This window comes from Buttiauxella sp. S19-1 (genome assembly GCF_022134725.1).
GTDB classification, from domain to species: Bacteria; Pseudomonadota; Gammaproteobacteria; order Enterobacterales; family Enterobacteriaceae; genus Buttiauxella; species Buttiauxella ferragutiae.
In genome coordinates, this window is record NZ_JAHWLU010000131.1 from 1 (window position 1) to 12,992 (window position 12,992).

At 52.8% G+C, this 12,992-nt stretch carries 8 protein-coding genes and 2 tRNA genes; 7 read left to right on the forward strand and 3 right to left on the reverse strand.

Features of this window, described 5'->3' with window-relative positions; all coding sequences use genetic code 11:
- Positions 1–13: 13 nt before the first annotated feature.
- Positions 14–89: transfer RNA gene (locus MES37_RS20935), tRNA-Asn, on the forward strand.
- A gap of 180 nt (positions 90–269) precedes the next feature.
- On the opposite strand, the gene MES37_RS20940 is transcribed toward MES37_RS20935, so the two are convergent.
- The 3 genes from MES37_RS20940 to ttrS all read right to left on the reverse strand — a co-directional run bounded on the left by MES37_RS20940 (position 270) and on the right by ttrS (position 3,615).
- Complete coding sequence (locus MES37_RS20940; protein WP_237932574.1) at positions 270–1,037, reverse strand: hypothetical protein; 768 nt, start codon at positions 1,035–1,037, stop codon at positions 270–272.
- Between the two features lie 219 nt (positions 1,038–1,256).
- Complete coding sequence (ttrR, locus tag MES37_RS20945) at positions 1,257–1,874, reverse strand: tetrathionate respiration response regulator TtrR (RefSeq protein WP_064545596.1); 618 nt, start codon at positions 1,872–1,874, stop codon at positions 1,257–1,259.
- Between the two features lie 7 nt (positions 1,875–1,881).
- Positions 1,882–3,615, reverse strand: a complete 1,734-nt coding sequence (ttrS, locus tag MES37_RS20950) for a tetrathionate respiration histidine kinase TtrS (RefSeq protein ID WP_273694964.1) — start codon at positions 3,613–3,615, stop codon at positions 1,882–1,884.
- A gap of 193 nt (positions 3,616–3,808) precedes the next feature.
- On the opposite strand from ttrS, the gene ttrB reads away from it, so the two are divergent.
- The 6 genes from ttrB (at position 3,809) to MES37_RS20980 (ending at position 12,961) form a co-directional block, all read left to right on the forward strand.
- Positions 3,809–4,543: a tetrathionate reductase subunit TtrB gene (gene ttrB, locus MES37_RS20955; RefSeq protein ID WP_237932576.1), complete on the forward strand. Its 735-nt coding sequence runs from the start codon at positions 3,809–3,811 to the stop codon at positions 4,541–4,543.
- Positions 4,544–5,566 (forward strand): tetrathionate reductase subunit TtrC, encoded by a 1,023-nt coding sequence (ttrC, locus tag MES37_RS20960; RefSeq protein WP_237932577.1) that lies wholly within the window; start codon positions 4,544–4,546, stop codon positions 5,564–5,566. It abuts the gene before it with no gap.
- Entirely contained in the window at positions 5,559–8,624 is a 3,066-nt protein-coding gene (gene ttrA / locus MES37_RS20965; protein ID WP_237932578.1) for a tetrathionate reductase subunit TtrA, read from the forward strand. The genes ttrC and ttrA overlap by 8 nt, the downstream gene beginning before the upstream one ends.
- A gap of 879 nt (positions 8,625–9,503) precedes the next feature.
- Positions 9,504–10,964, forward strand: coding sequence for an AMP nucleosidase (locus MES37_RS20970; RefSeq protein ID WP_237932579.1), 1,461 nt, complete (start codon positions 9,504–9,506; stop codon positions 10,962–10,964).
- Positions 10,965–10,974: 10 nt separating this feature from the next.
- Positions 10,975–12,753, forward strand: coding sequence for an aminopeptidase P family protein (locus tag MES37_RS20975; RefSeq protein WP_133521733.1), 1,779 nt, complete (start codon positions 10,975–10,977; stop codon positions 12,751–12,753).
- Positions 12,754–12,885: 132 nt separating this feature from the next.
- Positions 12,886–12,961: transfer RNA gene (locus tag MES37_RS20980), tRNA-Asn, on the forward strand.
- Positions 12,962–12,992: the final 31 nt, after the last annotated feature.

Sequence of the window (12,992 nt, forward strand, 5' to 3'; positions counted from 1 at the left end):
CCCGTTAACCGATTCCTCTGTAGTTCAGTCGGTAGAACGGCGGACTGTTAATCCGTATGTCACTGGTTCGAGTCCAGTCAGAGGAGCCAAATTTAAGAAGCCCGCTTAGGAAACTAAGCGGGCTTTTTACTTTTAGACTTCATGCGAATTTTTATGACTATTTAGTTGTCTGAATTCTTGCGGTATAAACGAAAAGACGACCAGACTCAATATTGCACGGGTTAATACGTCGCTAACGAACGCCATACCGAACCAGACGTCTTAACGCTTCACCATCGAATGGTATAGGGTTCATTCCCTAATTCCCATTTATCGTCATTCATCTCAATAAGAATTCCGCTACGCGACCATGAATCTTTATCACTGTAAATGGATAACTGTTCTTTTAGTACCGCATTATTCAGCCACGGTGTTTTATGTTGATCGAGTTTCCATTTAAAATTAACCCATGAAACAAGATGAGGATTATCATCATAGGGGTTCTTTAATGGTTTCATATATTTCTCCACGCCACCGTACTGAATATGTGCACAAAAGCGGTTTGCGCCGTAGAGTCCTTGAGGAAGATGACCTGATTTAGGATCATCATAGCGATAAAACTTGTTCCCTAGCGGGGTTAATTCTACATAACTTAACGCAACATTAGGGGATGTTGATGAGTCAGTGCCAGCAGCTTTTGCCTTAAAAACGGCCAATGCAGACGCCCCCTCACCAGAATTAAACTTTACTGTGATTAAACCAGCATCAATCAGTGCAGCCACATCTTTTCTGATATCCCCTGACGGATACATCAATGAAGCGGTTTCAGTATTCCCTGGAAGTTTAACGCCTGGATTAGGCATACTTACACAAGCATTAGCAGGTATATTTTGAGTCTCAGTGAGTGCTGTTGTGAGCAGGGTATCGATATCACTTTCTTTCAGTTGGGCGAAAACAGGACTACAACTCATTAAAATTAATGCACCAGCAACTATCCTGCCGACAGTATTTCCCAAGCGTGGACACTGCGATTTAGAGCCTTCTAATATCCCCACCATTACTCTCCATTTGATTACTTTTAATTAATAAATTACTTGTCACGTTTTTCGGTTTATATAAGAAATTCAGGCGGCGTTTTCAGCAATCACCGTTCTCCATTATTTCAGCCTCGGAGTACTTTGACCAGCGGCAGCACTAACCGGCACATCCTGATGTACTGATGATGCGCGGAGCTAATCCAGCCTACGAAAAAGGGTCATCATTAGTCTCAAACCCGCTCAGGAAACCAGATAATTTTTTGCATTTCTGTCGTCCAGTATCTGCTGCAGTCGGTTCACCAGTTCAGCCAGGCTGCCTGCCTGCATTTTTTCCATCACCCTGGCGCGGTGCACTTCCACCGTGCGTACCGCAATATTCATGGTGCTGGCAATCTCACGGTTGATTAACCCATCTGCCACCAACCCCGCCAGCTCCCGCTCTTTAGGTGTCAGTTGCTGATAACAGGCGACAATTTTTTGCCGTTCAAACGTCTGCTCAGAAACCAGTAATGCATGTTCCAGCGCCAACTGAAGGGGCTTTGCCGATACGGGCTTTTGCAGGAAATCGACCGCACCGCGTTTCATTTGTTCTACCGCCATCGGAACATCACCATGGCCGGTGAGGAACACCACCGCCAGCGTACTGCCGCGTCGCAACATTTCCTCATGCACGGCCTGGCCATCCATAACCGGCATGCGCATATCCAGCAACAGCACCCCCGTCTGGTATAGCTCTGCCTGCGAAAAAAACATTGCCCCTTCATGCCAGCAGTGAACTTCATATCCCAGGCTTTCAAGCAAAAAAGCACAGGCTTGAGTCACTGCCATATCGTCATCTAACAGATGAATTATCGCCATTGCTGTTTCATTCCTCCTTGCGCATAAAATCTAACACCACCGCCACACCCAACTGACCATCCGCGGCTTTTTGATTCTGGATACTGATCTCTCCCTGGCCATAGCGGACTAAACGCTGGCATATCACCAGTCCGAGTCCCATTCCCTCGTCGCGGGTGGTCATAAAAGGCTGGAAAGCCTGGCGCAGTAACGCCTCATCAATGCCTCCGGCATTATCTTGTAGGGTAATTCGCGTGCCGTTGTCTTTATCTTCCACCATTAACCAGATCGTTGTGGCTCCCGCCTGAGCCGCATTCAGGGTCAGGTTGGTCAGCACTTGTTCAAGCAGCATTGGCGGCAGCTGCAAAGTCTGTGCGGAATTGGCCTCCATTTGCAGTGTTAATGCCGGGAAATGCTGCTCCATGCGCAATAATCGCCAGACATGTAACATCGCATCACGAATGCTGACTTGCCCCCACTCCTCGCTCATCACTGGGTTACCCTGCGCCTGGCTGACCCAGTGGCGCAGGTTACGCAAAGTGTCGGCTCCACGTTGTGCCTGCCGGTCAATTTCTTGCAGCGCCGCCTGCAGTGGATGTTGCTCATTCTGCGCCTCAAGGCGAATCAGGCATCCCTCGGCATAATGCCGAATGGCCGAGAGCGGTTGATTCAGCTCGTGGGCGAAACCAGATGTCATCTCTCCCAGCACGCTCATTTGTCTTGCCGTTTCCAGCGCCTGATCCTGCTGACGCAGCAGCACATTATTGCGCTCTAGCTGCTGGCCACGCCGCCGTACCAGTAGCATCACCCAGATGTAATTTAGCGTGAGCAGTAGCAGGACCAACGCCACGGTGCCCATTGCCAGCTGATGTTGAATCAACCAGCTTTTGATATCCAGCCACAAACGTCGCTGTTGCGGATGCTGGCGTATGTCTTGCAACAGTGTTTCGACCTGGTTGGTCGAGGCCGGAGCCCCCCAACGAAAAGACGCGCTTTCTGGGGAATTAAGCAAAACCTTCGTGACCCGATCCGCCAGTTCATCACTGACCATCGGCATTGCGGCAAAAGACCAGTTGGGATAAAGCGGCGTGCTGGTTAAGCAGGAAATGGATGCCGAATGGCTTAACAGCGCGACAAAATCTTGCTTATGGATAAGTCCCTCTTCCTCCATATTCTCCAGCAGGCAGACCGGCACGATCGCCGCCTGAATGGCTTTTTCGCGTAACAAATAGAGCAAAGCATCGGCTGGGAAACCGGTGAAGCGCAAATTCAGGTCACGTTCCGGGCGGATACCGCTATCAACGAGCGCTTTATATCCCAGTAAATAGCCGCCAAAAGCCTGCGCATCAATAGCGCCAACCGTTTTGCCAATCAGATCGTGTACCGAGGCGATACCGCTGTCACGACGGGCGAGGATCACACTGCCGATAACATTGCTCTCCGCTTTGCCACCACGAGCAGAACGCAAAGAAGCCAGCCAACGCAGTGGTGAATGGCTGTTCAGTTGCACAAACTGCGCCGGATTGGTCACCACAAACTGTACCGTTTTACGGTTAACAGCCTCCTGCATTTGATGCAGATCGAGCGGTTGAATGTGAAACACCTCGCCGGGAAGTTGTTGGTTGAGCGTGGTTTCCAGCGCTTTCCAGTGGCTGCGGGTCAACACCTCTCCACGCATCGCCAGAACACCAATGTTCCACGATTCCGCCCACGCAACACCGCTCATCATGATGGCTGACATGAATAACGCCAGACATCTCATCTGTGTCCCAATCACCGAATTATCCCTGTTGATTATATTGTTTTAGATCAACAACAAGCTGGTTATGTGGTTAACCACAATAGAGCCGCCACTCCCTGATTTTTACACTGTAAATCATAGACATTTTTTATACATCACTAGCCGAACAATGACGTGACCAATGTTTTGTTGTTGCTTCATGACGGGAGAAAATATGGACAGCAGTAAACGGCAGTTTCTCCAGCAACTGGGCATCCTGAGTGCAGGAGCCTCTTTAGTGCCACTGGCTCAGGCAAAATTCCCCTTCTCTCCTGAGCGACGTGAAGGTTCCGCACGCCACCGTTATGCCATGCTTATCGACTTGCGCCGCTGTATTGGTTGCCAGGCCTGCACAGTGAGTTGCGCTATCGAAAACCAGACCCCACAGGGTGAATTTCGCACCCATGTAAACCAATATCAGGTGCAAGTTGAAGGCGAGGAGAGCGTCACCAACGTGCTGCTTCCTCGCCTGTGTAACCATTGCGATAACCCTCCCTGCGTGCCGGTTTGCCCGGTTCAGGCTACATACCAGCGGGAAGACGGCATTGTCGTGGTCGACAACACACGGTGCGTCGGTTGCGCTTATTGCGTTCAGGCTTGCCCCTATGACGCACGCTTTATCAATCACGAAACCCAAACTGCCGATAAATGCACCTTCTGCGTCCACAGACTGGAGGTCGGATTGCTCCCCGCCTGTGTGGAGTCTTGCGTTGGTGGCGCACGTATTATCGGCGACCTGCAAGACCCAAATAGCCGCATCGCGCAGATGCTCCACGCCCACCACGCAGCCATCAAAGTATTGAAACCGGAGAACGGCACCCAACCCCATGTTTTCTATTTAGGTCTGGACGAGACGTTCACCACCCCGTTGATGGGGCGCGCTCAGCCCGCACTCTGGCAGGAGGTTTAAATGACCCATTCTCTGTTAGTCGAAGAAGTACTTACCCGGCCGCAGGAAATTAGCTGGCTTCCCTGGGCGGTGCAGTACTTCTTTTTCATCGGCATTGCCGCCTGTGCCGCTCTGTTTGCCTGCGTGCTTCACTGGCGTAAAAGCGATTCGGCAAAACTGGAAAACCTGACGCTGCTGATTGCCTTAACCTGTGCCATCACCGCGCCTCTGGCACTTACGGCGGATCTGCATCAAACCGCCCGCTTCTGGCATTTCTACGCTTATCCAACGCCGTGGTCGTGGATGCCATGGGGCGCACTATTTTTGCCGCTGTTCACCGCTTTTTTAGGCTTATGGTTTCTGGCGTTGCAGCTCAAACGTTTTACCAAAAAAAGCTACCGGGCGACCAAATGGCTGGCACTGGCAAGTGCACTGACCGCAGCAGGATTGCTGCTGTATACCGGACGTGAAGTCTCTATCGTACAGGCGCGCCCCATCTGGTTTAGCTATACATTTCCGGTGGCTATGTTTCTCAGTGCTTTTCATACATTTTTCGCGCTGCTTATCCTGTCGCTGCGCGGTGAACCGGCGTTACAGCGCAAACTGGCTCTGTGGCAGCTCTGGACTTTAGGTGGACTTGCCTTCGTCGTGGTGTTTTGGGTCAACGGCGACACGCTCTCCGGCGTAGCTATTCGCGACTGGCTTACGGTGTCTGCATCGGCCAGGCACTACGCAGCTGGTTGGGCTGTACTTTGGTTTATCTCGCTGGGTCTTGGTGGTGTGGCGTTATTCCAGCCGCTAACGATGCCGTTACGCATTTTGCAGGCGTTAAGCGCCATGGCGTTGTGCTGGCTAATGCGCTGGACCTTACTGATTCAGGTGCAAACTGTGCCGAAATTCAACGCTCAATTTACCCCTTACACCCAGCCCGCGGGGACTGATGGCTGGCTTGCCATCCTCGGTACCTTTGGTTTGTGGATAGCGCTGCTCATTATTATCCGTGAAACCGTGAACGGATTCGCAAGGAGAATACAACATGGCTAATTTAACCCGTCGTCAGTGGCTTAAAGTCGGCCTTGCCGTGGGCGGAATGGTAACCTTTGGGCTGAGTTACCGGGATGTCGCAAAGCGGGCGATTGACGGCTTGCAAAACGGAACCTCCGGCAAGATAACCCGCGACCGCATCTTCGCAAATGCGCTCATTCCCGAGGCTCACGCACAACCGCAATGGCAACAAAACCCGCAGCAGGTGATCTCCATGACGCAGTGCTTCGGCTGCTGGACGCAGTGCGGTGTGCGGGTGAGGGTCGATTGCGAAAAGGGGAAAGTACTGCGCATTGCCGGTAACCCTTACCACCCGTTATCCCATGAACATCACATCAATTCCGCCGTGCCGTTTGCAGAAGCGATGGCGCAACTTGCCGGAGAAAGCGGCCTCGATTCCCGCTCCACCGCTTGCGCACGTGGCGCGACCTTGATGGAAGGCCTGTACAGCCCGCTGCGTATTCTGGAACCGATGAAACGCGTCGGTAAACGTGGCGAGGGGAAATGGCAACGCATCAGTTTTGAACAGCTGATTGAAGAAGTCGTGGAAGGTGGCGACCTGTTTGGCGAGGGGAATGTTGAAGGTCTGCGCGCCCTTTATGCACCAACGACGCTTATCGACCCGGCGCATCCAGGGTTTGGCCCGAAGACCAACCAGTTACTGGTCACCAATACCAGTGATGACGGGCGCGATACCTTCCTGCGCCGTTTTGCGCTCAACAGTTTCGGCAGCAAAAACTTCGGTGCACACGGTGCCTATTGCGGCCTTGCCTACCGGGCAGGCTCCGGTGCACTGATGGGCGATCTTGAAAAGAACTCGCATGTTAAACCTGACTGGGATCACGTTGAATTCGCGCTGTTTATCGGCACATCTCCCGCGCAATCCGGCAACCCTTTTAAGCGCCAGGCCCGGCAACTTTCCAGCGCCCGTCTGCGCGATAATTTTCAGTATGTTGTGGTTGCTCCGGCGCTGCCGTTAACCACGGTTCTGGCTGACGATCGCGGCCACTGGCTGCCGGTTATTCCTGGCAGTGATTCGGCGTTGGCGATGGGCATGATTCGCTGGATTATCGAAAAACAACGTTATAACGCCGACTATCTCGCCATCCCCGACGCACAAGCGATGCAGCAAGCCGGCGAAAAAAGCTGGACCAACGCCTCGCATCTGGTGATCAGCGATGAACTGCCGCAACTTGCCGGTCAGCATTTGACGCTGGCGCATCTGAGTGAGGATGGCGCAAACGAACCGGTGGTGATGAACGAAAACCAGCAGATGGTTTCTGCCAGCCGTTGCCAGCGCGCACAATTGTTTGTCTCACAACAGGTCACGCTGGCGGACGGACAAGCCGTCACCGTGAAAAGTGGCTTCCAGTTGCTAAAAGAGTCGGCCAATAAACTGACGCTTACGCAATACAGCCAGCAGTGTGGCGTGCCGGAGGGGAAAATTGCTGCGCTGGCGGAGGCTTTCACCCAGCACGGGCGCAAAGCCGCCGTGATCGCCCACGGCGGGATGATGGCAGGCAACGGGTTTTACAACGCCTGGGCGGTCATGATGCTCAACGCGCTGATCGGCAATCTTAGTCTGGAAGGCGGTGTGTTTGTCGGCGGCGGGAAGTTCAACGGTGCGACCGATGGCCCGCGCTATAACATGGACAGCTTCCCAGGTAAGGTCAAACCGCAAGGGTTGAGTATCGCGCGCAGCAAAACGGCGTATGAGTCTTCAGAAGAGTATCGCAATAAAGTGGCCGCAGGGGTTTCCCCCTTCCCTGCCAAAGCACCGTGGTATCCGTTTGTGGCAGGGCAACTGACTGAACTACTTACCTCCGCACTGGAGGGTTACCCTTATCCACTGAAAGCGTGGATCTCCAATATGACCAACCCGTTCTACGGCATTCCGGGGTTGCGGGCCGTGGCGGAAGATAAGCTCAAAGACCCTAAACGCCTGCCGCTGTTTATCGCCATTGACGCCTTTATGAATGAAACTACTGCCCTGGCAGACTACATCGTTCCGGACACCCATAACTTCGAAAGCTGGGGATTTAGTGCGCCGTGGGCAGGGGTTGCCAGTAAAGCCACCACCGCCCGCTGGCCGATCGTTGCTTCAGCAACAAGCCAGACCGCAGACGGGCAACCGGTGTCAATGGAAGCCTTCTGCATCGCCGTAGCGAAGCGCCTGCAACTGCCTGGTTTTGGCGACCATGCGATTACCGATGTGCAAGGCAACAGCTACCCGCTCAATCGCGCGGAAGATTACTATCTGCGCATTGCCGCCAATATCGCATATATGGGCAAAGCGCCCGTCACGCCAGCGAATCATCAGGATGTGACGTTAAGCGGCGTGCGACGAATTCTGCCAGTGATTCAGCAGACGCTAAAACCGGACGAAGTGGAGCGTGTGGCGTTCATCTATTCCCGTGGCGGGCGTTTTGCGCCGGACAGCAGCGGGCGCGCCGACAACAGTGTGGGCAATGTCTGGCAAAAACCGCTGCAAATCTGGAATGCCGATGTTGCTGCACATCGCCATGCGATAACCGGTGAACGCTACAGCGGCTGTCCGGCCTGGTATCCTTCACGGTTGTCTGACGGGCGCTCAGTAGACGACATATTCCCAGTGCAGCAGTGGCCACTGAAGCTCATTTCTTTTAAATCTAATACCATGGCCAGCGCCTCTACGGTGATCCCGCGCTTACATCATCTCAAACCCACTAACCTGGTGGCGCTGAATCCTGAGGACGGTAAACGTTACGGTTTGACCCACGGTGATACTGCGCGCATCACCACACCTGGCGGGCACGTTGAGGCACAAATCAGTTTGCTCCACGGCGTGATGCCTGGCGTCATCGCCATTGAGCACGGTTACGGGCACCGGGAAATGGGTGCCGCGCAACATTATCTCGACGGAGAAGCTATGGCGGTGGATACGCAGATAAAAGCGGGAGTTAACCTGAATGATTTAGGGTTTGCTGACCCAACGCGTAAGGTCACCAATACCTGGCTGGACTGGGTTTCCGGAGCGTCAGTCAGACAGGGGCTTCCGGCAAAAATCGAACGGGTGTAATTCAAAAGCCTGCTAATTTAAACCGGCTTGAGACTGATGACAAACTTATTCATAGGTCAGATAAGCGCAGCGTCATCCGACACAACGGCGTAAATGGTGGATGACGCTAACGCTTATCCACCCTACAAAAACAAATCCTTATGAAACCTCGTAGGTCGGATAAGCGCAGCGTCATCCGACACAACGGGCGTAAATGGTGGATGACGCTAACGCTTATCCACCCTACAAAAACAAATCCTTATGAAACCTCGTAGGTCGGATAAGCAAAGCGTCATCCGACACAACGGGCGTAAATGGTGGATGACGCTAACGCTTATCCACCCTACAAAAACAAATCCTTATGAAACCTCGTAGGTCGGATAAGCGCAGCGTCATCCGACGCAACGGGCGTAAAATGGTGGGTGACGCTAACGCTTATCCACCCTACAAAAACAAATCCTTATGAAACCTCGTAGGTCAGATAAGCGCAGCGTCATCCGACACAACGGCGTAAATGGTGGATGACGCTAGCGCTTATCCACCCTACAAAAACAAATCCTTATGAAACCTCGTAGGTCAGATAAGCGCAGCGTCATCCGACACAACGGGCGTAAATGGTGGATGACGCTAGCGCTTATCCACCCTACAAAAACAAATCCTTATGAAACCTCGTAGGTCGGATAAGCGCAGCGTCATCCGACACAACGGGCGTAAATGGTGGATGACGCTAACGCTTATCCACCCTACAAAACACATTTGTCACCCTTTGTCAGCAATCTGAAGCCTGCTAATTTAAGCAGGCTTTTTGCTTTACAGGCTCTGCCGCCCCCTTCCGTTCTCTCCCTCCGATGACATACTATCGAAACAGCCCTGCGTAAATCTGCAGGATAAGGAGATAAGATGACGCATCAGACAGCCGACACTGTCCTTACCCCGAACCAGGCCCTCGATAAATTAGAGGAGCTGTACGATGCTTCGGTCAACGCATTGCGTGACGCCATTGCCCAGTACGTTGAAAACGGCACCTTACCCGAAATACAAAAGCGTGCCGCAGGATTATTTGTCTACCCGGAGTTACGCGTCAGTTGGGATGGCACCATCAAACACCCCAACAAAACACGCGCCTATGCTCGCTTCACTCATTCCGGCAGCTATACCACCACCGTTACCCGCCCTGCACTGTTTCGCCATTATCTCGCCGAACAATTAACACTACTTTATGAAGATTATGGTGCGCAGATTGAAGTCGGTTTATCGCTGCATGAAATCCCGTATCCGTATGTGATTGATGGTTCGAGTTTGTCGCTCGACCGTTCGATGAGTGCCGGTTTACCACGCCATTTCCCAACCACTGAATTGGCACAAATTGGCGATGAAACAGCGGATGGCCTGTTCCACCCGACTGAGTACTACCCGCTTTCCCATTTTGACGCGCGTCGTGTGGATTTCTCGCTCGCTCGCCTGCGCCATTACACCGGTACGCCGGTTGAGCACTTCCAGCCCTTCGTGTTGTTTACCAACTACACCCGTTATGTCGATGAGTTTGTACGCTGGGGCTGCCAGCAAATTCTTGACCCGGAAAGTCCTTATGTTGCGCTGTCTTGTGCCGGTGGCGTGTGGTTAACCGCCGATAGCCAGGCTCCTGAAGAAGCCATTTCCGATCTCGCCTGGAAAAAACATCAAATGCCAGCCTGGCATTTGATTGATGCCAACGGCACCGGGATCACGCTGATTAACATTGGCGTTGGGCCATCAAATGCCAAAAATATTTGTGACCATCTGGCGGTATTACGTCCGGCGGCCTGGCTGATGATTGGCCACTGCGGTGGTCTGCGTGAAAGCCAGTCGATTGGCGACTATGTGCTGGCTCACGCTTATCTGCGCGACGATCATGTGCTGGATGCCGTGCTGCCGCCGGACATTCCGATTCCAAGTATCGCCGAAGTTCAGCGCGCTTTGTACGACGCGACTAAACTGGTCAGTGGCATGCCGGGCGAGGAAGTTAAACAGCGCTTGCGTACCGGAACTGTCGTCACAACTGACGATCGTAACTGGGAACTGCGTTATTCGGCTTCAGCCCTGCGTTTCAACCTGAGCCGCGCGGTGGCAATTGATATGGAAAGTGCCACCATCGCCGCGCAAGGTTATCGCTTCCGCGTGCCATATGGCACTTTGCTGTGCGTATCCGATAAACCGCTGCACGGTGAAATAAAGCTGCCCGGTCAGGCAAACCGCTTCTATGAAGGGGCAATTTCGGAGCATTTGCAAATTGGCATCTGCGCCATTGACCTGCTGCGAGCTGAAGGTGAACGCCTGCACTCGCGCAAATTAAGAACATTTAATGAGCCACCTTTCCGATAAGAGAAAAATAATGCAACCCACATCACCTCTGGCTGCGTTACGCAGCCTGCTAAAAGAACGTGAACTTGATGGCATGCTTATCCCTCGAGCCGATGCGCATCAAAGTGAGTACTGTGCCCCCTATGACACCAAGCTTGAATTTATCAGTGGTTTTGATGGCTCAGCGGGCCTGGCTCTGATTTTAGCCGACCGCGCGCTACTGTTTGTTGACGGGCGCTACCAGGTTCAGGCGCGTCAGCAAGTCAACCTCAGCGAGTTTGAAATTCATCACCTGCACGACGAACCAATCCACCTCTGGATACACGAGAATCTGCCTGCTGGTAAACGCATCGCGTTTGAGCCGATGCTGTTCGTAAACAGCCAATATGAACAACTGCGTACCAGCGGTTGTGATCTGGTTGCCGTCAATGATGATCCGATTAACGACATCTGGACAAATCGCCCGGCGGCACCTCGCGGGGTTATTCACCACATGCCGGATGACATTAGCGGTGAATCCACCGCATCAAAACGCGCGCGCGTTGCAGAAGCCTTGAAGCGTGAGGGCGTGGACTATCTGGCCCTGACTTTGCCAGACAACATCGCCTGGCTGCTTAATGTTCGCGGTTCCGATATTTCCATGAGCCCAGTCCCCCTCTCTTTTGCTTTGGTCAAAAATGACGGTGACGTGGAATGGTTTGTTGATGAAGCCAAACTGCCAAAGCTTGATAACACCTTGCTCGGCTCGCTTAAGATCCACCCTGCTGATGCGTTTCTCGCGCGTTGTGCGCAGCTTGCGGCGGGAAAACGCTTCTTGCTCGATGGTGACAATGCCGGGGTTGCCGTGCGCTTTGCGGTTGAACAAGGTGGCGGGGAAATCAAGTGGCAGGCGGATCCTGTTACGCTGATGAAAGCGAACAAAAACAGCACTGAGCTGGAGGGCTTCCGTGCAAGCCACGTGCAAGATGGCGCAGCATGGGTGAATTTCCTCGCCTGGCTGAGCCATGAAGTCCCGTTGCGTGAAGCGGCAGGTAAGCCGATTACCGAACTTGAAGCCCAGGAAAAGCAACTCGCTTTCCGTCAGGAATGTAACAACTTCTGGGAGCAAAGTTTTGGCACTATTTCCGCGTCTGCGAGTAACGCGGCAATGTGCCACTACCACAGTGCGCCGGAAACCAACTTTGCGATCACCAGTAAAGAGTTTTATCTCAACGATTCCGGCGGCCAGTATTACAACGGCACCACGGATGCCACGCGGACCATGAACTTTGGGCAACTGGACGCTCAACGCCGCCTGCATTACACCGCGGTGTTAAAAGGGTTCCTGTCGCTGATTACACTGCAATTCCCGCAAGGCACCCAGGGGCACCAAATCGATGCGTTTGCACGTCGTCCATTGTGGGAACTGGGTCTGGATTATGACCACGGTACCGGTCACGGTGTCGGCCACTGCATGCTGATTCACGAAAACCCGCATCGTATGGCGAAGAAAGTGAACCCATGGCCAATGTTGCCGGGTAATGTTCTGACCATCGAACCGGGATATTACCTCGCAGGAAGTCACGGCATTCGCATTGAGAACCAGGTTGAAGTCATCGCTTCACGTCCGGGTTTCTGTCAGTTCGCCTCGCTAACGCTTATCCCAATAGATTTAAGCGCGGTTGACTTGTCACTGCTGAACGAGCAAGAGATTGCCTGGCTTGATGAGTACCATCAGCAAGTACGCGAAACATTATCGCCACTGGTTTCTGGCGAAGCGCGACCATGGTTGATTGAAGCCACTGCGCCAGTCAGAACGCAACGCCTGTAAAAACGCCAAAGAGCCGTGTTTTTGCGGCTCTTTTCTTCTTTTTGCTGATTAAACCAGCAATCAATCATGTTTCATCTAAACAGCCTTTGACAACCCTGCGGCCGCTCGTTACTATGCGCCCCGTTAACCGATTCCTCTGTAGTTCAGTCGGTAGAACGGCGGACTGTTAATCCGTATGTCACTGGTTCGAGTCCAGTCAGAGGAGCCAAATTTAAGAAGCCCGCTTAGGAAACTAAGCG